General features: G+C 71.2%; 24 protein-coding genes. 2 read left to right on the top strand and 22 right to left on the bottom strand.

Annotated elements, in window-relative coordinates; all coding sequences use genetic code 11:
- Positions 1-294: 294 nt before the first annotated feature.
- The 3 genes from GQQ92_RS14345 to groES form a co-directional block, all read right to left on the bottom strand.
- Positions 295-1,581, bottom strand: coding sequence for an ABC transporter substrate-binding protein (locus GQQ92_RS14345; RefSeq protein ID WP_156999988.1), 1,287 nt, complete (start codon positions 1,579-1,581; stop codon positions 295-297).
- Positions 1,582-1,914: 333 nt separating this feature from the next.
- Positions 1,915-2,868 (bottom strand): EamA family transporter RarD, encoded by a 954-nt coding sequence (rarD, locus tag GQQ92_RS14340; RefSeq protein ID WP_372493389.1) that lies wholly within the window; start codon positions 2,866-2,868, stop codon positions 1,915-1,917.
- A 183-nt stretch (positions 2,869-3,051) separates the two neighbouring features.
- On the bottom strand, positions 3,052-3,348 hold the full coding sequence (gene groES, locus GQQ92_RS14335) for a co-chaperone GroES (RefSeq protein WP_022889766.1): 297 nt from the start codon (positions 3,346-3,348) through the stop codon (positions 3,052-3,054).
- Positions 3,349-3,495: 147 nt separating this feature from the next.
- Here groES and GQQ92_RS14330 point away from each other — a divergent pair, with 147 nt between their 5' ends.
- The gene (locus GQQ92_RS14330; protein ID WP_156999987.1) at positions 3,496-4,713 is read left to right on the top strand and encodes a THUMP-like domain-containing protein; all 1,218 of its coding nucleotides are present in this window, start codon (positions 3,496-3,498) and stop codon (positions 4,711-4,713) included.
- On the opposite strand, the gene GQQ92_RS14325 is transcribed toward GQQ92_RS14330, so the two are convergent.
- From GQQ92_RS14325 to glmS, 10 genes are all read right to left on the bottom strand, one after another.
- Positions 4,692-5,243, bottom strand: a complete 552-nt coding sequence (locus tag GQQ92_RS14325; protein WP_156999986.1) for a DUF4190 domain-containing protein — start codon at positions 5,241-5,243, stop codon at positions 4,692-4,694. The genes GQQ92_RS14330 and GQQ92_RS14325 overlap by 22 nt on opposite strands.
- A 5-nt stretch (positions 5,244-5,248) precedes the next feature.
- Positions 5,249-5,899, bottom strand: coding sequence for a DUF4190 domain-containing protein (locus GQQ92_RS14320; RefSeq protein WP_156999985.1), 651 nt, complete (start codon positions 5,897-5,899; stop codon positions 5,249-5,251).
- Between the two features lie 28 nt (positions 5,900-5,927).
- On the bottom strand, positions 5,928-6,431 hold the full coding sequence (locus GQQ92_RS14315) for a DUF4190 domain-containing protein (RefSeq protein ID WP_156999984.1): 504 nt from the start codon (positions 6,429-6,431) through the stop codon (positions 5,928-5,930).
- Positions 6,432-6,560: 129 nt separating this feature from the next.
- Positions 6,561-7,616 (bottom strand): tRNA (adenosine(37)-N6)-threonylcarbamoyltransferase complex transferase subunit TsaD, encoded by a 1,056-nt coding sequence (gene tsaD, locus GQQ92_RS14310; RefSeq protein ID WP_156999983.1) that lies wholly within the window; start codon positions 7,614-7,616, stop codon positions 6,561-6,563.
- A complete protein-coding gene (gene rimI / locus GQQ92_RS14305; protein WP_156999982.1) occupies positions 7,613-8,194 on the bottom strand; it encodes a ribosomal protein S18-alanine N-acetyltransferase in 582 nt (193 codons plus the stop codon). The genes tsaD and rimI overlap by 4 nt, the downstream gene beginning before the upstream one ends.
- Positions 8,191-8,811, bottom strand: coding sequence for a tRNA (adenosine(37)-N6)-threonylcarbamoyltransferase complex dimerization subunit type 1 TsaB (gene tsaB / locus GQQ92_RS14300; protein WP_156999981.1), 621 nt, complete (start codon positions 8,809-8,811; stop codon positions 8,191-8,193). Before tsaB ends, rimI begins: the two co-directional genes overlap by 4 nt.
- A 9-nt stretch (positions 8,812-8,820) precedes the next feature.
- Complete coding sequence (gene tsaE, locus GQQ92_RS14295) at positions 8,821-9,363, bottom strand: tRNA (adenosine(37)-N6)-threonylcarbamoyltransferase complex ATPase subunit type 1 TsaE (RefSeq protein WP_372493388.1); 543 nt, start codon at positions 9,361-9,363, stop codon at positions 8,821-8,823.
- Positions 9,360-10,541, bottom strand: a complete 1,182-nt coding sequence (alr, locus tag GQQ92_RS14290; protein ID WP_156999980.1) for an alanine racemase — start codon at positions 10,539-10,541, stop codon at positions 9,360-9,362. The genes tsaE and alr overlap by 4 nt, the downstream gene beginning before the upstream one ends.
- Positions 10,538-10,912 (bottom strand): holo-ACP synthase, encoded by a 375-nt coding sequence (locus tag GQQ92_RS14285; RefSeq protein ID WP_156999979.1) that lies wholly within the window; start codon positions 10,910-10,912, stop codon positions 10,538-10,540. Before GQQ92_RS14285 ends, alr begins: the two co-directional genes overlap by 4 nt.
- Before the next feature lie 19 nt (positions 10,913-10,931).
- On the bottom strand, positions 10,932-12,782 hold the full coding sequence (glmS, locus tag GQQ92_RS14280; protein WP_156999978.1) for a glutamine--fructose-6-phosphate transaminase (isomerizing): 1,851 nt from the start codon (positions 12,780-12,782) through the stop codon (positions 10,932-10,934).
- A gap of 155 nt (positions 12,783-12,937) precedes the next feature.
- Here glmS and coaA point away from each other — a divergent pair, with 155 nt between their 5' ends.
- Positions 12,938-13,843 (top strand): type I pantothenate kinase, encoded by a 906-nt coding sequence (gene coaA / locus GQQ92_RS14275; protein WP_232057715.1) that lies wholly within the window; start codon positions 12,938-12,940, stop codon positions 13,841-13,843.
- Between the two features lie 82 nt (positions 13,844-13,925).
- On the opposite strand, the gene glmM is transcribed toward coaA, so the two are convergent.
- From glmM to rpmJ, 9 genes are all read right to left on the bottom strand, one after another.
- Positions 13,926-15,293 carry a phosphoglucosamine mutase gene (gene glmM / locus GQQ92_RS14270; protein ID WP_156999975.1) on the bottom strand — a complete coding sequence of 456 codons (1,368 nt, stop codon included), beginning with the start codon at positions 15,291-15,293 and terminating at the stop codon, positions 13,926-13,928.
- Positions 15,294-15,314: 21 nt separating this feature from the next.
- Positions 15,315-15,800: a 30S ribosomal protein S9 gene (rpsI, locus tag GQQ92_RS14265; protein WP_156999973.1), complete on the bottom strand. Its 486-nt coding sequence runs from the start codon at positions 15,798-15,800 to the stop codon at positions 15,315-15,317.
- A 41-nt stretch (positions 15,801-15,841) separates the two neighbouring features.
- Positions 15,842-16,288, bottom strand: a complete 447-nt coding sequence (gene rplM, locus GQQ92_RS14260; RefSeq protein WP_156999971.1) for a 50S ribosomal protein L13 — start codon at positions 16,286-16,288, stop codon at positions 15,842-15,844.
- A 136-nt stretch (positions 16,289-16,424) separates the two neighbouring features.
- Complete coding sequence (locus tag GQQ92_RS14255) at positions 16,425-17,375, bottom strand: tRNA pseudouridine synthase A (RefSeq protein WP_156999970.1); 951 nt, start codon at positions 17,373-17,375, stop codon at positions 16,425-16,427.
- A gap of 144 nt (positions 17,376-17,519) precedes the next feature.
- On the bottom strand, positions 17,520-18,044 hold the full coding sequence (gene rplQ / locus GQQ92_RS14250) for a 50S ribosomal protein L17 (RefSeq protein WP_156999968.1): 525 nt from the start codon (positions 18,042-18,044) through the stop codon (positions 17,520-17,522).
- Between the two features lie 48 nt (positions 18,045-18,092).
- Positions 18,093-19,079 carry a DNA-directed RNA polymerase subunit alpha gene (locus GQQ92_RS14245; RefSeq protein WP_055860115.1) on the bottom strand — a complete coding sequence of 329 codons (987 nt, stop codon included), beginning with the start codon at positions 19,077-19,079 and terminating at the stop codon, positions 18,093-18,095.
- A gap of 173 nt (positions 19,080-19,252) precedes the next feature.
- Entirely contained in the window at positions 19,253-19,651 is a 399-nt protein-coding gene (rpsK, locus tag GQQ92_RS14240; protein WP_156999966.1) for a 30S ribosomal protein S11, read from the bottom strand.
- A gap of 32 nt (positions 19,652-19,683) precedes the next feature.
- The gene (gene rpsM, locus GQQ92_RS14235) at positions 19,684-20,064 is read right to left on the bottom strand and encodes a 30S ribosomal protein S13 (protein ID WP_156999964.1); all 381 of its coding nucleotides are present in this window, start codon (positions 20,062-20,064) and stop codon (positions 19,684-19,686) included.
- A gap of 172 nt (positions 20,065-20,236) precedes the next feature.
- Positions 20,237-20,350 carry a 50S ribosomal protein L36 gene (gene rpmJ / locus GQQ92_RS14230; RefSeq protein ID WP_047561540.1) on the bottom strand — a complete coding sequence of 38 codons (114 nt, stop codon included), beginning with the start codon at positions 20,348-20,350 and terminating at the stop codon, positions 20,237-20,239.
- Between the last annotated feature and the right edge of the window lie 25 nt (positions 20,351-20,375).

Genomic DNA, 20,375 nt, shown 5'->3' with positions numbered 1-20,375 from the left:
GCGGCCGTGCGCCACGAGCGCCACGAACGCGACGTGCGCGACACGTGCGACGAAGTACGACATGCGAGGGTTTCGCCGAGGAGGGGTGTCGGCGGCCGCACGGAACACTCGCGGCATCCGGAATTCAGGACGGGCGGCGATGGGTGCCGCGGATCCACGCCGATCCGCGCCGCGCCACGCACCTATGACCCGGAGCGTTCCTGAATTCCGGCGCAAGGGGGAACACGACGCCGGGCGCACGAAAGGGCCCCGGTCCGAAGACCGGGGCCCTGACGGTTCGGGTCAGACTGTTTCTCAGCCCTCGTACGCGGCGTAGTTGTTGTCTTCGCCGTACTGGTAGATGCCGATCGACGCCTCGGTCGGGTCGCCGACCTCATCGAACGTGATCGGGCCCGAGATGCCGTCGTAGTCGGCGGTGCCGCCGCCCACGATGATGTCGGCGCACTCTGCGAACGTCGAGCACTTCTCGCCGTCGCCGCTGCCGCCCGAGACCTCCTGCAGCTTCGCCGCGATGTCGGCCGAGTCGGTCGAGTTCGCAGCGAGCGAAGCGAGGGCGAGCAGCACGGTGGCGTCGAACGACTCCGCCGCGTAGCTGTAGTCCTCGAGCGCGGGAGTGCCCTCTTCTTCGAGGAAGGCGTCGAGCTCACCCGTGAAGTCCGAGATCGAGTCGATCGTCAGACCGGGCAGCGTGCCCTTGGCGCCCGTGAGGGAACCGGCGGGGAACGCGTCGGCGAAGTTCTTCAGGTTGCCGTCGACGAAGTACAGCTTGTCGGACGGGAACTGACCGAAGAGGCTCGGGAGGATGGTCGACACCTCGTCGAACGTGATCAGTGCGATCGCGTCGGGGTCGGCGGCGAGCACCTCGCTGAGCTGTGCGTCGAACGTCGTGTCACCCGTGTTGTAGGTGGGCGCCGCGACGACCTCGCCGCCGGCGGCCTCGAAGGCGTCGGTGACGTACTTCGCCAGGCCGGTGCCGTACGAGTCGTTCAGCACGAGGAGGCCGAGCGTCTGGTTGCCGTCTTCGGCGATCAGGTTGCCGAGGACCTCGCCCTGCAGCACGTCGGACGGAGCGGTACGGAAGTACAGCCCGTTGTCGTCGTACGTGGTGAACGCGTCGGACGTGTTGGCCGGCGAGAACTGGATGACGCCCGCACCGACGACCTGGTCGATGAACTGGAGCGACGTGCCGGAGGACGCTGCGCCGAGGATGGCGGAGACGTCTTCGCCGAGCAGACGCGGGATCTCGGTCTCGTATGCCTTGTTGTCGGTGTCGCCGGAGTCGCCGTAGACGACGTCGAGCGTGAGGCCCGTCGTGTCGCTGACCTCGTTGATCTGCGACGTGGCGTACGCGACGCCGGCCTCTTCGGGCGGGCCGAGGAAGGCGAGGTTACCGGTCTGCGGCAGGGCGGTGCCGATGGTCAGGGCCAGTTCGTCGCGGGGACCCGCGCTCTCGCCGGAACCGGAATCGGCATCTCCGCTCGCGCAGGCGGAGAGGAGGAGGGCGCTCGCAGCGGTGACCGCCACGCCCGTCCAGACCTTGCCGCGCGAACGAGCCGGTCGGGACTTGCCGAATACGCTCATGTTGCTCCTTGGGACTGAAGGAATGATACAAATCGGCGAGCTGAGGCACGCCGTCCTGTCACAGTATTCGGCCAGTGGCACATCGCAAAGGAATCCCGGTCACAACCCGATAACACTGTACGAAGTGTTACCTTCCCGTCACATTCCGACCGCCGAAAGCGCGTTCCACGCACGATTCCGCCATCTGGCCGCGCCTCGGCCCACCCCGATTCGGGGGGGGTGTCGGCGGCCCGACGAACGGCCCGCAGGCGCGGCATCCGCGCCTCGACGGGCACACGCGCAAGCGCGGCATCCGCCCCTCCGATGCGCACCGCAGCCCCGTCGCCGGGGAGCTCAGGTGAGCTCGACGACCTGGCGCCGCGCCGACCGGGCGCCCCGCGCCAGATCGACGGTGAGCACGAGGAGCGCGAGCCATACGAGCCCGAACCCGATCCACCGCTCGACCGGCATGGGCTCCTGCAGCACCACCACGCCGACGAGGAACTGGATGAACGGCGCGAAGTACTGGATGAAGCCCATGTAGATGAGCGGGAGCCGGCGCGAGGCCGCTGCGAACAGCAGCAGCGGCACCGCGGTGACGGCGCCGGCGAGCAGGAGCAGCACCGTGTGCCAGGGGCTCACCGCCCCGAGCGTGAGGCCGGCGGTGGTGCTCACGAAGACGAGCTGCACGATCGCGAGCGGCGTGAGCCAGGCGGTCTCGAGGGTGAGGCCGGAGAGCGCGTCGACCTTGGGGCCGACCCGCTTCTTGATGAGCCCGTAGAACCCGAACGAGAAGGCGAGCACGAGCGCGATCCACGGCAGCTGGCCGTAGCCGACGGCGAGCACGACGACGGCGATGATCGAGATGCCGACCGCGGTCCACTGCGTCGCGTTCAGCCGCTCGCGCATCACGATGACCCCGAGGAAGACGGTCACGATCGGGTTGATGAAGTACCCGAGCGCCGCCTCGACGACCTGCCCGGACACCGCCGCGTACACGTAGGTCTGCCAGTTCACGTAGATGAGCACGCCCGCGAGCGCCATGGTGAAGAGGATGCGCCGATCGCGGACCAGCACGACGAACGGCCGCCACGCCCTGGTGGCGGTGATGAGCACCGCGCAGAAGACGAGCGAGAGCGTCACGCGCCAGCCGACGATCTCGAACGGACCGGAGGGCGCCAGGGCCAGGAAGTACAGCGGGAGGAAGCCCCAGAGCAGGTAGGAGCCGATCGCGTAGGCGAGACCCGAACGGCTGAGCACCTCGCGGGCGGGCGCGGCGGAACGCGCGGGGTCGGGGCCTGATGTCACCAACCAACAGTACGCCCGACCGCCGACACCGGATGCCGCGGGCGGGCCTCCCGGGTCGCGCAGCGGGCCGCGCACGGGCCTCGTCGTCGTGCGGTCACCGGTGCGCGCCGTCGCGTGCCGTCGCCGGGAACGACGAAGCCCGGATGCCGCAGGGGCATCCGGGCTTCGGAAGGCGGGTGTCGACTAGCGGACGACGACCGCGAGCACGTCGCGGGCCGACAGCACGAGGAAGTCCTCGCCGCCGAACTTGACCTCGGTGCCGCCGTACTTCGAGTAGATCACCTTGTCGCCGACGGCGACGTCGAGCGGAACACGGTTGCCGTTGTCGTCGATGCGGCCGGGGCCAACTGCCACGACCTCGCCCTCCTGGGGCTTCTCCTTGGCGGTGTCGGGGATGACCAGACCCGATGCGGTGGTCTGCTCGGCCTCGACCTGCTTGATGACGATGCGATCCTCGAGCGGCTTGATGGAAACCGACACGGTTGACCCCTTCTGTAGATGAAGAACTGTCTCAATGAAGACTGGTTAGCACCCTCGGAGCGAGAGTGCTAAAACGAGTCTAGGCGCGTTTTGGCACTCGTGCAACGTGAGTGCCAACACTTCGGAGCGGAGTGCTAGCGTGGCCGGGTGGACCGCGCCGAGCTCGTCGAACTGCTCTCCCCCGAGGGCCTCCGGCTCCTCGACTCGTTGCCCGAGTGGCAGGCGAAGACAGACATCGTCGGGGCCGTGTCCGACCTCCGCCGCCGAGGACACTCCCCCTCCCTCGTCGCGGCCGTGCTCACGCAGTCGAAGCTGCGCGCGCGGGCGAAGGCGAAGTTCGGCGACTTCGCCGCCCGCATGCTCTTCACCGAGGCCGGCCTCGAACAGGCCACCCGCCTGCGCGTCGCAGCGCTGCACGCCGGCAGGTTCTCGCGAGCCGGCGTCGGCCACGTCGCGGATCTCGGCTGCGGCATCGGCGGCGACTCCCTCGCCCTCGCCGCCGTCGACCTCGAGGTCACCTCGGCCGAGGCCGACGAGGTGACCGCGGCGATCGCCGCGTACAACCTCACGCCCTTCGAGAAGGCCCGCGTCGTGCACGAGCGCGCCGAAGACGTGCACCTCGGGGGCATCGGCGGCGCGTGGCTCGACCCGGCACGCCGCGTCACGAGCGGGGGGCGCACCCGTCGGCTCTCGGATGCCTCGGACTACACGCCGAGCCTCGACTTCGCGTTCGGGCTCGCCGACCGCATGGCCGTCGGCGTCAAGCTCGGCCCGGGCACCGACCGCGACGTGATCCCGCCCGGCGTCGAGGCGCAATGGGTCTCCGTCGGCGGCGACGTGGTCGAGCTCGGCGTCTGGTTCGGCGCCGTCGCGAGGCCGGGCATCGGCCGCGCGGCGCTCGTGGTCGGCGACCACGGCGCCGACGAGCTCACCGCCGCGGCCGACAGCGAGGACGCCCCCGTCGGCCCGCTCGGCGAATACCTCTACGAACCCGACGGCGCCGTGATCCGCGCGCGCCTGATCGGCGACCTCGCCCGAGGGCACGGCGCATGGATGCTCTCGAGCGGCATCGCCTACCTCACCGCCGACACGGCGTTCGAATCCCCCTTCGCCCAGGGCTTCCGCGTGCTCGAGCGGCTGCCGGTCGACGAGCGCCAGCTCCGGCAGGCGCTCCGCGCGCGCGACATCGGGACCCTCGAGATCAAGAAGCGCGGCAGCGACGTCGACCCCGCGGCGCTTCGCACGAGGCTCAAGCTGCAGGGCGCGGCATCCGCGACCCTCGTGATGACCCGCGAGGAGGGACGTCACGTCGCCCTGCTCGTCGAGCGGATGCCTCGGGCCGGTCAGGTCTCGAGCGCGCCGTAGACGATGGCGTAGTAGCCGATCCAGACGGCCGAGAACACGAGTCCGCCGACGCCGGTGAAGATGGCGACGAAGGCCAGCGTTCGCCCGTGCTCCTCACGGCGCAGGCCGAGCACGCCGAAGATGATCGCCGCGATCGACAGCGGCAGCATCCACCCGACGAGGAGCGATGCGGCGGCGCCGATGATGCCGAAGACGGCGCCGACCCAGCTGTAGACCCGCCGCTGGGTCTCCTCCTCGACGAGGTCTTCGGGCTCGTCGTAGGTCTCGGGGCGGTGCACGATGAGCAGTTGGCCGGTCGGCACCGTGCGCAGCTCGCCGGTGTCGAGCGGCATGTCGAACTTGCGCGGGGCGACCGCGAGCGGGAGCGGGGCGCCGGTGATCGGATCGACGCTCGGGAGCGGGTCCACCGGGGGCAGCCCCGTCGGTGCGGCCCCGTACGGCGCAGACGGAGGCGCCGAGGTGCCGGATGCCTCGGCTGAGGCATCCGGCACCTGCGGCGTTCGCACCGGTTCGGCCGTGGGGTCGGTCATCGAGTTCAGTAGTAGGTGTACGAGCTCGGCACCGACGCGAACAGCACCAGCCAGAACACGATCGAGATGAGCGCGATCGCGATGCCCACGAAGCCGAGGATGATGCCGGTCATCCACATGCCCTTGGCCGCGGGCTCGCGCTTGCGGCCCATGAAGCCGAGCACCACCGCGGCGGCGGGGATGAACAGCTGCATGATGCCGCCGACGAACGGGATGAACACGACGAAGAACCCGACCAGGCCGATGATGCCCGCGATGAGCGAGATCAGGCTGTAGACGGGGGTCGGCTTCGACGGCGTCGCCGGGGCGTAGGGGTTCGCCGGCGCGGCACCGTACGCCGGGGCCGCGGCCGGCGCACCGTACGCGGGCGAGGCGGGAGCGCCGTACGCCGGCGGGGCCGGCGGGGTCGGCGGGGTAGGAGCACCGTAGGACGGCGGGGCCGGCGGGGTGGGCGCACCGTACGCCGGCGGCGCTGCGGGAGCGCCGTAGGCGGGCGGCGCGGGCGGCGCGGGCGGCGCCGGCGCCTCGGGGGCCGCGGGCGGGTTCGGCGCGCCGGGCACCTCGGGCGCCGAGGGCGCCTCGGGAACGGCGGGCGTCTCGGGGGCTCCGGGATCCTGCGGCTCGGAACCTGCTTCGGGGGTGTTCGGGTCGCTCATGGGATCGCCTTCCGTTCGGGGGATCGAATCAGTACGTGTACGACGTGCTGACCGCGGCCAGCGACGCGAAGATCGCGATGAACACGATCGTGAGGATGATCGAGATCACGATGCCGATGTAGCCGATGATGAGACCGGCGATCGCCATGCCGCGACCCTGCTCGCCGTTCTTCTTGATCTGGCTGAGCGAGATGTGGCCGCACACGATGCCGACCAGGAATCCGATGCCGGTGAAGAAGCCGACGAGGGATGCCACGAGCGACACGATCGCGAGCACGTTGGTCTTCGCGGGCTGCGGGGCGCCGTAGGCGGGCGCCTCGGCCGGAGCACCGTAGGCGGGCGCCGGCTGGGCGGGCGGAACCGACGCCGATGCCGCGCCGAAGTCGACGGCGGGCGCGGCCGGAGGCGCGGGCGGGGCGGGCGGCGCCTCGGCGTACGTCGGCTCGGCCGCGACGGGGGCCTCGGGGACCTCGGGGACCGACGGGGTTTCGGGCGCGTCTTCGGGCTTGCCGGGAACGTTCGGATCGGTCACGATGATCTCCTCGATGCTGTGCCGAAGCCGGTCGCGGCCCGCTTCGGATCGATGCGTGCGGAAGCGACTTCCGCCCCCGCTCGCCACTTTAGCGCGGGAGGCCCGCCCGGCACACCTGCAGCGGCGCCGTCAGGCGACCTGCACCTCGGTGGCGGGCAGCGTCGAGTCGGCACCGAAGCCGAGCCCCGACGGCTCGTGCCCGGCCATGATGAGCTGGGAGCCCAGCGCCGCGATCATCGCCCCGTTGTCGGTGCAGAGCGACAGCGGCGGGATGCGCAGCGCCACGCCCGCGGCATCCGCTCGCTCCCGCGCGACCTCGCGCAGCCGCGCGTTGGCGACCACGCCGCCGCCGAGCAGGAGCCGCGGGACGCCGAGGTCGGTGCACGCCGCGATCGCCTTGGACACGAGCACGTCGGCCACCGCCTCGCGGAAGCTCGCCGCGACATCGGCGACCGGCACGGGCTCGCCGGCGGCCTCGCGCTGCTCGACCCACCGCGCGACCGCGGTCTTCAGCCCCGAGAAGCTGAAGTCGTAGCGGTGCGCCGCCTGGTCCTTCGCCTGCGTGAGCCCGCGGGGGAACCGAATCGCCTTCGGATCGCCGCCGATCGCGGCGCGGTCGATCTCGGGCCCTCCGGGGTAGGGCAGCCCGAGCACGCGCGCCACCTTGTCGAACGCCTCGCCCGCCGCGTCGTCGACGGTCTCGCCCAGGAGTTCGACGTCGGAGACGAGGTCGCGTACGAGCAGGAGCGAGGTGTGCCCGCCCGAGACGAGCAGGGCGACGGTCGGGGTCTCGAGCGGCGCATCGGCGTCGAGCAGGTCGGCGCCGACGTGGCCGACGAGGTGGTTCACCGCGTAGATCGGCTTCCCGAGCGCGAGGGCGAGGGCCTTCGCCGCGCCCACCCCGACCATGAGGGCGCCGGCCAGGCCGGGGCCGCTCGTCACGGCCACGGCGTCGAGGTCTTCGAGCGCGACGCCGGATGCCTCGAGCGCGGCGTCGATCGCGGGGCCGAGCGCCTCGAGGTGCGCTCGCGCCGCGACCTCGGGCACGACGCCGCCGTAGCGGGCGTGCTCGTCCATGGAGGACGCGATGACGTTCGCGAGCAGGTCGGTTCCGCGCACGATGCCGATGCCGGTCTCGTCGCAGGAGGTCTCGATGCCGAGCACGAGCGGGGCGTCGCGGTTCATGCGGCTCCTCCGGGGGTCGAGGAGCGGATGCCCCGGGCCGGCGTCGTCGCGGTGCCCGGGGCCGGTCTGCGGGACTGCGGCGTCGGGGACGCGGGGCGGGTCACCGCCTCGGGGACGTCGAGCCGCATCGCGATCGCGTCGACGCCGTCGGGCTGGTAGTACCCCTTGCGGACGCCGATCTCGACGAACCCGAGCGAGTCGTAGAGCGACTTCGCGATCGGGTTGTCGGCGCGCACCTCGAGGAACACGCGTGCGACGTGGATGCGCCTGGCGTGCGTGATGAGCGCGTGCATGAACCCGCGACCCAGCCCGATGCCGCGGGTGGCGGGCGCCACCGCGATCGTCTGCACGTCGGCGTCGCCGGTGCCCGCGGGCGCGTACAGGCCGGCGTAGCCCATGAGCCGTTCCCCGGCGTCGTCGGCCTCGTCGTCGACGGCCACGAGGTAGTACCCGTGCTCGCCCTCGATCTCGGCGCGCATCATGGCCTCGGACCAGGCGTCGTTCGCGAACGTCGCACGCTCGAGCGCCATGATCGGTTCGAGGTCGTCGAGGCGGGCGCGCCGCATGAGCACGCTCATCGCAGGACCCGCTTCCCCGCCGAGGGCGTGACGTCGGGCGCGCGGAGGTAGAGGGGCGACTCGCCCGTGAGCGGAAGCCGCCCGGCGGCGAAGGCGAGCTCGGCGACCATGCCCACGCCGCCCGCCGAGACGGTGGTCGCGTCGACCCGCGTTCCCCGCCGCTCGGGCACGTCGTCGCGTGGCACGAGGACGGGGCCGTCGAGCCGCGTCGGGAGTCCGTCGTCGTCGACGCCGTCGTAGGCGGAGACGGCGAACTCGCGCCGCCGCGCATCGGTGACGACCTGCATCGGGCCGTCGCCGCCGTCGCGGTACCAGACGTAGGCGACCGCGTCGTGGCTCACGACCGGGACGAACGGACGCCGGATGCCGAGCGCGAACGCATGCGCGGCGGCGATGCCCACCCTGAGGCCGGTGAACGGGCCGGGCCCCATGCCCCCCGCGACGCCCGACAGGTCGGCCGGCGCGACTCCGGCTGCGGCGAGCGCCTGGCGGATGAGTTCGCCGACGACCTCGGCGTGCCGCATGGTGTCGGCCGTGCCGACCTCGGCGATCACACCGGCGTCGTGGTCGACCACGGCGACGCTCGTGCCCGTCGAGGTGTCGATCGCGAGCAGCATGGGTCAAGCCTACCGAGGGTCGGCGTACGCGGTGCCCGCCCAGCGGGGTCCGAGGCCCCGAACGGTCACGACGCGCGGCTCGTCGGCACCGAGGAACTCGGCGTCGAAGGGGTCGCCGCCGGCCGGCTCATCGGCGTCGGCACCGATCGGCCCCGAGGCATCCGCCGCGCCCTGCGGCCGTTCGATGACGACCTCGAGGCGGGACTCCCCGACCCCGTCGAGGAGGCCCTCGCCCCATTCGACGACGACGACCGAACCGGCGAAGTCGAGATCGAGGTCCTCGACGAGCTCGGCCGTGCCCAGGCGGTAGGCGTCGACGTGCACGAGCGGCGCCCCGCCGACGAGGCTCGGATGCGTGCGCGCGAGCACGAAGGTCGGCGACTGCACCGGTCCGCGCACCCCGAGGCCCGCGCCGATGCCCCTCGTGAGCGTGGTCTTGCCCGCGCCGAGCGGGCCCGTCAGGATCAGCAGGTCGCCCGCGCGGAGCTCGGCGCCGAGGCTCCGCCCGAGGGACTCCATGCCCGCGGCATCCGCGATCTCCCGGCGCATCATGCGGGCTCCGATCCGGTGCGGGCGGCGTCGCCCGAGGCCGACGCGGTCGAACGCGTGTAGGTGCGCGGCACGCGCGGCCCGATGCGGGTGACGATCTCGTATCCGATCGTGTCGGCGGCGGCGGCCCAGTCGTCGGCGGTCGGGGCGCCCTCGGCCGGGTCGCCGAAGAGCACGACCGGATCGCCGACGGCGACCTCGTCGTCGCCCACGTCGACGACGAACTGGTCCATCGCGATCCGACCGACGACACGGCGGCGGCGGCCGGCCAGGAGCACCTCGCCCCGGCCGGAGGCCTGCCGGGGGACGCCGTCGGCGTATCCGAGGGGCACCAGGGCCAGTGTCGTGGCCCGCTCGGCGCGCCACGTGTGGTCGTACGAGACCCCGGTACCGGCCGCGACGCGGCGCACGGCGACGACCCTGGCGCGCAGCGTCATCGCCGGGGCGAGGCCGAGGTCGGCTGCGGTGCGCCCGTCGCCGTAGGGCGTGACGCCGTACGCGCCGATGCCGATGCGCACCAGGTCGTAGCGGCTGCCGGGCGATTCGAGGGCCGCCGCGGTCGATGCGAGGTGGCGCAGTTCGGGATCGAGGCCGGCGGCGGATGCCTCGGCGAGCGCGCGCTCGAACGCGGCCGCCTGGGCGGCGTCGGCCTCGGCGTCGGTGTTCGCGAGGTGGCTGAACACCCCGCGCACGCGGATCCGGCCCGCGCGCTCGTGGGCGCCGGCGGCCGCCACCAGGCTCGCCCACTGCTCGGGCGCGACCCCGTTGCGGCTGAGCCCCGTGTCGATCTTCAGGTGCACGTTCGCCGGCGCCGAGCCCTCGCCCCCCGCGCGTGCGGCGCGTTCGAGCTGCTCCCCGGACGAGATGCCGAGGTCGACGTCGCGGGCCACGGCCTCGGCGAAGGGGGCGTCGGGGGCGTGCAACCAGGCGAGCACGGGTGCCGCCACGCCCGCGTCGCGCAGTGCGACGGCCTCGACGAGGTCGGCGACGCCGAGCCAGGCGGCCCCCGCCTCGAGCGCCGCCTCGGCGACCGGCACGGCGCCGTGTCCGTAGGCGTCGGCCTTCACGACGACCATCACGCGCGCCGGGCGCACGCGTTCGGCGATCGCGGCGACGTTGCGGCGTACCGCGTCGAGGTCGATGCGGGCCTCGCGCACCGGGTCGATCTGCGCCGCGCTCATTCGGACGCCCCGCTTCGCTCGCCGGTCTCGAGGATCACGAAGGCGCTCGCGATGCCGGCGTCGTGGCTCATCGAGAGGTGCACGCGTTCGATGCCGAGCGAGCGCATGTGCTCGGCGATGGCGCCGGAGAGCACGAAGTCGGGGTTGCCGTCGTCGTCCTGGACGATGCGCATGTCGTGCCAGCGCACCGCCGCGTGCCCGCCGAGCGCCTTGATGAGGGACTCCTTCGCGGCGAAACGCGCCGCGAGGGAGCGGCCGGGGCGCCCGCGTTCGCTCTCGGCGAACAACCGCTCGACGAGCGCCGGCGTCCGCGCGATCGACCGCTCGAACCGAGCGATGTCGACCACGTCGATGCCGATGCCGACGATCACGCGGACGCCCCCGACGGACTCACTCCACCGTCACCGACTTCGCGAGGTTGCGCGGCTGGTCGACGTCGAGCCCCTTGGCCTGCGAGAGCTCCATGGCGAAGATCTGCAGCGGGACGACCGCGAGGAGCGGTTCGAACAGCGGGGCCGCGAGCGGGATGCGGATCACCTCGTCGGCGAACGGCAGCACCGCCGCGTCGCCCGCCTCGGCGATCGCGATGACCCGAGCGCCGCGAGCGCGGATCTCCTGGATGTTCGAGACGACCTTCGGGTGCAGGTTCGCGGAACCGCGCGGGCTCGGCACGACGACGAAGACCGGCTGGCCCGGTTCGATGAGCGCGATCGGACCGTGCTTCAGCTCGCCGGCGGCGAAGCCCTCGGCGTGGATGTAGGCGAGCTCCTTGAGCTTCAGCGCGCCCTCGAGCGCGATCGGGAACCCGACGTGGCGCCCGAGGAAGAGCACCGACCGGGTGTCCGCCATCCAGTGCGCCAGCTGCGCGACGCGCTCGGACTCGCCCAGCACCTCCTCGATCTTGGCCGGGATCGCCTGCAGCTCGGCGAGCGCGTCGACGAGCGCTCCGTGGGGCAGCGTGCCCCGCACGCGTGCGAGGTGCAGGCCGAAGAGGTAGAGCGCCGTGATCTGGGCCACGAACGCCTTCGTCGAGGCCACCGCGACCTCGGGGCCCGCGTGCGTGTAGACGACCGCGTCGGACTCGCGCGGGATCGTCGCGCCCTGGGTGTTGCAGATCGAGATCGTTCGGGCGCCCTGCTCGCGCGCGTACTTGACCGCCATGAGCGTGTCCATGGTCTCGCCGGACTGGCTGATCGAGATGACGAGGGTGCCGTCGTCGATGACCGGCTCGCGGTAGCGGAACTCGTGGCTGAGCTCGATCTCGACCGGCACGCGCGCCCACTGCTCGATCGCGTACTTCGCGACCTGGCCCGCGTACGCCGCCGTGCCGCACGCGACGACGGTGATGCGACGGATGCCTCGGAGCTCGTCGTCGCCGAACGACTCGAGCTCGGGGATGTGCACCTCGCCGTCGACGATGCGCCCGCGGATCGTGTTCGCGACCGCGTCGGGCTGCTCGGAGACCTCCTTGCGCATGAACGAGCTCCAGCCGCCCTTCTCGGCGGCCGAGGCATCCCATGCCACCTCGAAGGGCTCGACCTGCACGGGCACGCCGTCGAAGTCGGTGACGACGACCTCGTCGGCCGTGATCGCCACGATCTGGTCCTGGCCGATGGCCACGGCGCGCTTGGTGTACTCGACGAAGGCCGCGACATCCGAGCCGAAGAAGTTCTCGCCCTCGCCGAGCCCGATCACGAGCGGCGAGTTGCGACGCGCGCCGACCACGAGCCCGGGCTCGTCGCGGTGCACGGCGAGCAGCGTGAACGCGCCCTCGAGCCGGTTCACGACCTGCCGGAAGGCCTCGCGGAGGTCGCCCGTTCGGCGCACCTCGCGGCCGAGGAGCACGGCCGCGACCTCGGTGTCGGTCTCGGACTCGAACGTGAGGCCGTCGGCCTCGAGCTCGTGCTTGAGCTCGGAGAAGTTCTCGATGATGCCGTTGTGGATGAGGGCGAGGCGGCCCTCGTCGCCGAGATGCGGGTGGGCATTGCGATCGGTCGGGCCTCCGTGGGTCGCCCAGCGCGTGTGCCCGATGCCGGTGCGCCCCTCATGCAGCGGATGCGCCGCGAGCTCCTCGGCGAGCACCTTCAGCTTGCCGGCCCGCTTGGCGGTCTCGATCGCGCCGTCGTCGTCGACGATCGCCACTCCCGCCGAGTCGTAGCCGCGATATTCGAGGCGCTTCAGGCCTCCCATGAGCACGTCGATGCTGCTGCGAGCACCCACGTATCCGACGATTCCACACATGGGGTCGATTCTACGTGGCGCCGGCGCCGACCCCGACCGCGCACCGGCCGCGCACCGACCGCCGGGGCCGCTGCCCCGCCGCGCGTCGACACTAGACTGTCGAGGTGCCGGATCCGCAGACTTCGTCGACTCCCATCGCGCAGTTCTCGCCGTTCATGGAGATCCCGCGCGCCGACTGGTCCGAGCTCGCGCCGTCGGTTCCCTCGCCGCTCAGCGAGACCGAGATCGTGCAGCTGCGAGGGCTCGGCGAACCGCTCGACATGCGCGAGCTCGCCGAGGTCTACCTGCCGCTCAGCCGACTGCTGAATCTCTACGTCGGCGGAACGAAGGCGCTGCGCAACGCGACCGGCGAGTTCCTGCGCGAGCGCGTCGAGACCACGCCGTTCGTCATCGGCGTCGCCGGTTCGGTCGCGGTCGGCAAGTCGACGATCGCCCGCGTGCTGCGCGAACTCCTCGCCCGCTGGGAGCACACGCCGAGGGTCGAGCTCATCACCACCGACGGGTTCCTCTTCCCGAACGCCGAGCTCGAGCGGCGCGGGCTCATGACCCGCAAGGGATTCCCCGAGTCCTACGATCGCCGTGCGCTGCTGCGGTTCGTGAGCGAGGTGAAGGCCGGCGCCCCCGAGGTGCGCGCGCCCTTCTACTCGCATCTCGCGTACGACATCGTGCCAGACGCCCAGATCACCGTGCGCCGCCCCGACGTGCTCATCGTCGAGGGCCTCAACGTGCTGCAGCCGCCCGGCCCCGGCCACCGGCTCGCCGTCAGCGACCTGTTCGACTTCTCGATCTACGTCGACGCGCGCACGAGCGACATCGCCCGCTGGTACGAGGAGCGGTTCCTGAAGCTCCAGCGCGGTGCGTTCGCGAACCCGCGCTCCTACTTCCACCGGTACGCGAGCCTGACCGAAGACGAGGCCCGCAACCGCGCGAGCGAGATCTGGCGTTCGATCAACGAGCCGAACCTGCTCCAGAACATCAGGCCCACGAGGTCGCGGGCCTCGCTCGTCCTCCGCAAGAGCGCCGACCACTCGGTCTCGACCGTGCTGCTGCGCAAGCTCTGACGCGCCACGAGGCCGCGGCGGCGGCATCCGCCATCGCGGCATCCGCCCGGCGCGGCATCCGCCCAGCGCCGCTTCCGCCCGATCAGGCCGGAAGGGCCAGCTGGGCCTTCACGATGTCGGCGAGGGATGCCGCGTGGCGCTCGGCCTCGTCTTGGCTGAGCGCCTCGACCATGACCCGCACCATCGGCTCGGTGCCCGAGGGTCGCAGCAGCACGCGCCCGCTCTCGCCGAGCTCGGCCTCGACGGCGGCGACCGCCGCGGCGATCACGTCGTCGCCGGCCATGGCGTGGTGGTCGACGCCCCGCACGTTCACGAGCACCTGCGGGTAGACCGTCATCACGGAGGCGAGCTCGGCCAGGGACCTGCCGGTGCGTGCCATCTCGGCGACGAGATGGAGGCCGGTGAGCACGCCGTCGCCGGTCGTCGCATGCTCGCTCATGATGACGTGGCCCGACTGCTCGCCGCCGAGGGCGAGCTTCTCGGCCCCGAGCGCTTCGAGCACGTAGCGGTCGCCGACCTTCGTCTCGACCACGCGGATGCCGCGATCGGCCATCGCGCGGCGCAGGCCGAGGTTCGACATGACCGTCACGACGAGGGTGTCGTCGGTCAGGGCGCCGCGCTCGTGCATCGCCACGGCGAGGATCGCCATGATCATGTCGCCGTCGACGATGTTGCCGTCGGCGTCGACGGCGAGGCAGCGGTCGGCGTCGCCGTCGTGGGCGATGCCGACGTCGGCGCCGTGCTCGAGCACGGCCTTGGAGAGCAGATCGAGGTGGGTCGAGCCCACGCCGTCGTTGATGTTCATGCCATCGGGATCGGCGCCGATCACCGTGACCTTCGCGCCCGCGTCGCGGAACGTCTCGGGCGACACGCCGGCCGCCGCGCCGTGGGCGCAGTCGAGCACGACGTGGATGCCGTCGAGACGGTTCGGCAGGGTGCCGAGCAGGTGCACCACGTAGCGGTCCTCCGCGTCGGCGAACCGGCGGATGCGGCCGACGCCGCCGCCGATGGGTGCGAGCTTCTGCTTGCCGAGGTAGGACTCGATGCGGTCCTCGACCTCGTCGGGCAGCTTCGTGCCGCCGAAGGAGAAGAACTTGATGCCGTTGTCGGGCGCCGGGTTGTGCGACGCCGAGATCATGACGCCGAAGTCGGCCCCGATCGAGTCGATCAGGAAGGCCGTGGCCGGGGTCGGGATGACGCCGGCGTCGAGGACGTCGACGCCGGAGCTCGCGAGGCCGGCCGAGACGGCCGCGGTGAGGAACTCACCGGAGACGCGCGGATCGCGCGCGACCACCGCGACCGGGCGACGCCCGGCGGCGCGGAGTTCGTCGGCGTGCCGCCCCTGTGTGAGGACGGCGGCAGCCGCCTGGGCGAGGCCCAGGGCCAGGTCAGCCGTGAGTTCACGGTTGGCCAGGCCCCGGACCCCGTCAGTGCCGAAGAGCCGAGGCATTCGGAGAACCGGAGGCCCGGATCAGCGCTTCGAGAACTGAGGTGCCTTGCGGGCCTTCTTGAGACCGGCCTTCTTGCGCTCGATGACGCGGGCGTCGCGAGTGAGGAAGCCGGCCTTCTTCAGGGTGGCGCGGTTGTTCTCGCGGTCGATCTCGTTGAGCGCACGTGCGATCGCGAGACGGAGCGCGCCGGCCTGGCCCGAGGGGCCGCCGCCGGTGATCTTGCCGATCACGTCGTACGAGCCGGTCAGCTCGAGCACGGTGAACGGGTCGGTGATGAGCTGCTGGTGCAGCTTGTTGGGGAAGTAGTCGGCGAACTCACGGCCGTTGACCGTGATGTTGCCTGCGCCCGGGACGACGCGCACGCGCGCGATGGCCTGCTTGCGGCGGCCGACGGCTGCGCCGGACACGTTGAGCACGGGACGGGGGGTGGTGGGAGCTGCCGCGGGGGTGCTCTCGGTGGTGTAGCTCTCCGGAGCCGCGTCGAGCTGGTCTGCGATCTTCGCCATGGTGGTGTGAATCCTTTTCGAGAACGTCGAGGGCGCCGGAATTACTGCGCGACCTGGGTGAGGGTGTACGGCTTGGGCTGCTGAGCGGCGTGAGGGTGCTCGGCGCCCGCGTAGACCTTCAGCTTCTTGATCTGGGCGCGCCCGAGGGAGTTCTTCGGAAGCATGCCGCGGATCGCCTTCTCGACGGCGCGGACGGGGTTCTTCTCGAGGAGCTCGGCGTAGCCGACGGCCTTGAGGCCGCCCGGGTAGCCCGAGTGGCGGTAGGCCTTCTTCTGCTCGAGCTTCTGGCCGGTCAGGGCCACCTTCTCGGCGTTGACGATGATGACGAAGTCACCGGTGTCCATGTGGTTCGCGAAGGTCGGCTTGTGCTTGCCGCGCAGCAGGGCTGCGGTGTGGCTCGCGAGACGACCGAGAACGATGTCGGTGGCGTCGATGACGACCCAGTCGTGCTGGATCTCATTCGCCTTGGGGGTGTACGTGCGCGTCACAGTAGTGCTGCTTTCTGTTCGAGTGAGGGGTTCGTGAATCCCACTCCGATGGGCGTTCTCCCGCGATGCGGTCGAGCGACCCGGTGGAGGGCTCAACTTCGGGTACCGGCGCAGATGGCGATACCAAAGAGACAGCTTAGCCGACGACCCCGTCGATGCGCAATTCGCGGCGCGCCCGCGTCAACCGGGCACGGGTCTCGAGCTCGGCGGCATCGGGGTAGCCGACCTCCGTCAGCACGAGCCCCTTCGCCGGCATCACCTTGAACGCACTTGTGCGTTCGGCGGCGCGCATCAGGGCGACCGGATCGGAGGGTGCGAGCCGGCCCTCGCCCACGGCGACGCACGCGCCGATGAGCGCGCGCACCATGGAGTGGCAGAACGCGTCGGCCTGGAGCGACGCCACGAGCACGCCGTCGGCGGCGCGCCGCCATCGGTACGTCTGGAGGGTGCGGATCGTCGTCGCCCCCTCGCGGGGCCGGCAGTACGCGGCGAAGTCGTTGAGGCCGAGGAGCGTGCCGGCGGCGGCGTCCATGCCCTCCACGTCGAGGGGCCTCGGATAGGAGACGGTCGTGCGTCTCGTGATCGGGTCGTGCGCCGCGGCGGCGTCGGCGACCCGGTACTCGTATCGGCGCCACACGGCCGAGAACCGGGCGTCGAACCCGGTCGGGGCGATCGAGGCGCGGGTGATCACCACGTCGGCGTCCGCGCCGATGATGCCGGTCAGGCGGCGTACGAGCACCGCGGCCCGATCGTGGCTCTCGTGCGCGTGGCCCCGCCGTCGCGAGGTCACCGCGACGAGCGCGGCCTCGGGCACGTCGAGGTGCGCGACCTGGGCCCGCGCGTGCACGCCGGCGTCGGTGCGGCCCGCGACCGTGAGCCGCGGCCGCTCCCCCGCCCGGCGGAAGAGCGTCGCGAGCGCGTCCTCGAGCACGCCCTGCACGGTGCGCAGCCTCGGCTGACGGCTCCAACCGGAGAAATCGGTGCCGTCGTACGCGATGTCGAGCCTGATGCGCACGGCGGATGCCTCAGGGCCGGCGGATGCCTCGCGGTCGATGCCCGCCGTCGGCGGCTCGTCGATCGTGCTCATGCAGGCAAGCCTAGAACGCCCGGCGCGCCTCGGCGGTCGGCGTCGTGCGAGAGCGGACGGGATGCCGTCGGATGGAGCACCCGAGTCGCGGAACGCGGAACGGGCCCCGGTGCAGTGCACCGGGGCCCGTTCCGTCAGGGTCGACTACTTGGCGTCGGCCGACTCCTCGGCGGGAGCCTCGGCCTCGACGGTCTCGTCGGTCGCCTCGGCGGCGTCGACGGTCTCCTCGGCCTCGACCACGGGCTCCTCGGCGGGAGCCTCGTCGGCGACCGGCGCGGCGGCCGGCTTGGCGGCGCGGACCTTGGGCGTGACGGGCTCGAGGACGAGCTCGATCACGGCCATGGGTGCGTTGTCGCCCTTGCGGTTGCCGATCTTCGTGATGCGGGTGTAGCCGCCCTCACGGTCGGCGACCTGGGGAGCGATCACGGTGAACAGCTCGTGGACGACGGCCTTGTCGCCGATCACGGCGAGCACGCGACGGCGGGCGTGCAGGTCGCCGCGCTTGGCGAACGTGATGAGACGCTCGGCGAGCGGACGAAGGCGCTTCGCCTTGGTCTCGGTCGTGGTGATCGACTTGTGCGTGTACAGCGCAGCCGCGAGGTTCGCGAGCATGAGCCGCTCGTGCGAAGGTCCGCCGCCGAGGCGGGGGCCCTTGGTGGGCTTCGGCATGGTTCGTTATCTCCAGTATTCGGGGGTGAGTGCGACGGGCGCGGTCGACTAGTTCTCTTCTTCGAAGCCCGTGTAGAAGTGGGCGCCGTCGAAACCGGGAACCGAGTCCTTCAGCGAGAGACCCATCTCGGTCAGCTTGTCCTTGACCTCATCCACCGACTTCTGACCGAAGTTGCGGATGTTCATGAGCTGCGACTCCGAGAGGGCGACGAGCTCGGACACCGTGTTGATGCCTTCGCGCTTGAGGCAGTTGTAGCTGCGCACCGAGAGGTCGAGGTCTTCGATCGGGATCGAGAGCTCGCTCGAGAGCACCGCGTCGACCGGCGCGGGGCCGATCTCGATGCCCTCGGCCGCGACGTTGAGCTCGCGCGCGAGACCGAACAGCTCGGTCAGCGTGCGGCCGGCCGAGGCGATCGCGTCGCGCGGGCTGATGGCCGGCTTCGACTCGACGTCGACCACGAGGCGGTCGAAGTCGGTGCGCTCGCCGGCACGGGTGGCCTCGACGCGGTAGGTGACCTTGAGCACCGGCGAGTAGATCGAGTCGACCGGGATCTGGCCGGCCTCGGAGTACTCGTTGCGGTTCTGGCTCGCCGAGACGTAGCCGCGGCCGCGCTCGATGGTGAGCTCGAGCTCGAACTTCGCCGACTCGTTGAGCGTGGCGATGACGAGCTCGGGGTTGTGCACCTCGACACCGGCCGGAGCCGAGATGTCGGCGGCGGTGACCTCGCCCGCGCCCTGCTTGCGCAGGTACGCGGTGATGGGCTCGTCGTGCTCGCTCGAGACGACCAGGTTCTTGATGTTCAGGATGATCTCGGTGACGTCTTCACGCACACCGGGAACGGTCGAGAACTCGTGGAGCACGCCGTCGATGCGGATGCTCGTGACGGCTGCGCCCGGGATGGACGAGAGGAGCGTACGCCGGAGCGAGTTGCCCAGGGTGTAACCGAAGCCCGGCTCGAGGGGCTCGATCACGAAACGCGAACGGAACTCCGAGATGTTCTCTTCGGTGAGCGTCGGACGCTGTGCGATCAGCACTGTTGATTCCTTTCGGCAGGGTGTCCGCTATATGACACCTGCGAGTTCGAGGATCTTGAGTTGTAGAACGTGCGTGCCGCCGGTCGAGCAGGCGATTCGGAACCCGTGCGAGGCCCGCGGATGCCGCGGGTCCCGGTTCGGGCGCCGGACGCTGCTCGACCGACGAGGAGTGCTTAGACGCGGCGGCGCTTCGGCGGACGGCAGCCGTTGTGCGCCTGCGGCGTCACGTCGTTGATGCTGCCGACCTCGAGGCCTGCGGCCTGGAGCGAGCGGATCGCGGTCTCACGGCCGGAGCCGGGGCCCTTGACGAACACGTCGACCTTCTTCATGCCGTGCTCCTGCGCCTGGCGCGCGGCCGACTCGGCGGCGAGCTGCGCGGCGAACGGGGTCGACTTGCGCGAGCCCTTGAAGCCGACGCCGCCGGAGGAGGCCCAGCTGATCACGGCACCGGTGGTGTCGGTGATCGAGACGATCGTGTTGTTGAACGTCGACTTGATGTGGGCCTGGCCCACGGCGATGTTCTTCTTTTCCTTCTTGCGCGGCTTGCGAGTAGCCGCCTTGGATGCTGCCATGTGTGAAATCTCCTAGATCTGGCGACGAGCGGTTACTTGCGGCCGGGCTTCTTCTTGCCGGCGACGGTGCGCTTCGGGCCCTTGCGGGTACGAGCGTTGGTCTTGGTGCGCTGACCGCGGACCGGGAGGCCGCGACGGTGGCGGATGCCCTCGTACGAGCCGATCTCGACCTTGCGGCGGATGTCTGCGGCAACCTCGCGGCGAAGATCGCCCTCGACCTTGTAGTTGCCCTCGATGTAGTCGCGCAGCGCGACGAGCTGGTCGTCGCTGAGGTCCTTGACGCGGATGTTGCCGTCGATGCCGGTGTCCGCGAGCGTCTTCAGCGCGCGAGTGCGGCCGACGCCGTAGATGTAGGTAAGTGCGATCTCCACGCGCTTTTCGCGCGGGATGTCGACTCCTGCAAGACGTGCCATGGGTGGCTTCTCCTGTTTTCGAAGTGGAGGTGTGGAGCAACACCGGTGCCCGGGCCTCCGCCCCGAGGTGTCCCCGCGGCATCCGGAGATGCGCGGTTCTGGTGTTGCCGATATGCGATGTTCAGTTGTGGGAGCGGGCCGCGCCCGAGGGGGCGGCCCGGAAGTCTTCTGACTAGCCCTGGCGCTGCTTGTGGCGCGGGTTCTCGCAGATCACCATGACGTTGCCGTGGCGGCGGATGACCTTGCACTTGTCGCAGATGGGCTTGACGGAGGGGTTGACCTTCATGAGTGTTTCCTTGGATTCGCTGTCT

The sequence above is a fragment of the Agromyces terreus genome, assembly GCF_009749465.1.
Lineage (GTDB): Bacteria > Actinomycetota > Actinomycetes > Actinomycetales > Microbacteriaceae > Agromyces > Agromyces terreus.
The sequence above is the reverse complement of the archived record's forward strand: the minus strand, read 5'-3'. Positions and strand labels throughout refer to the sequence as shown.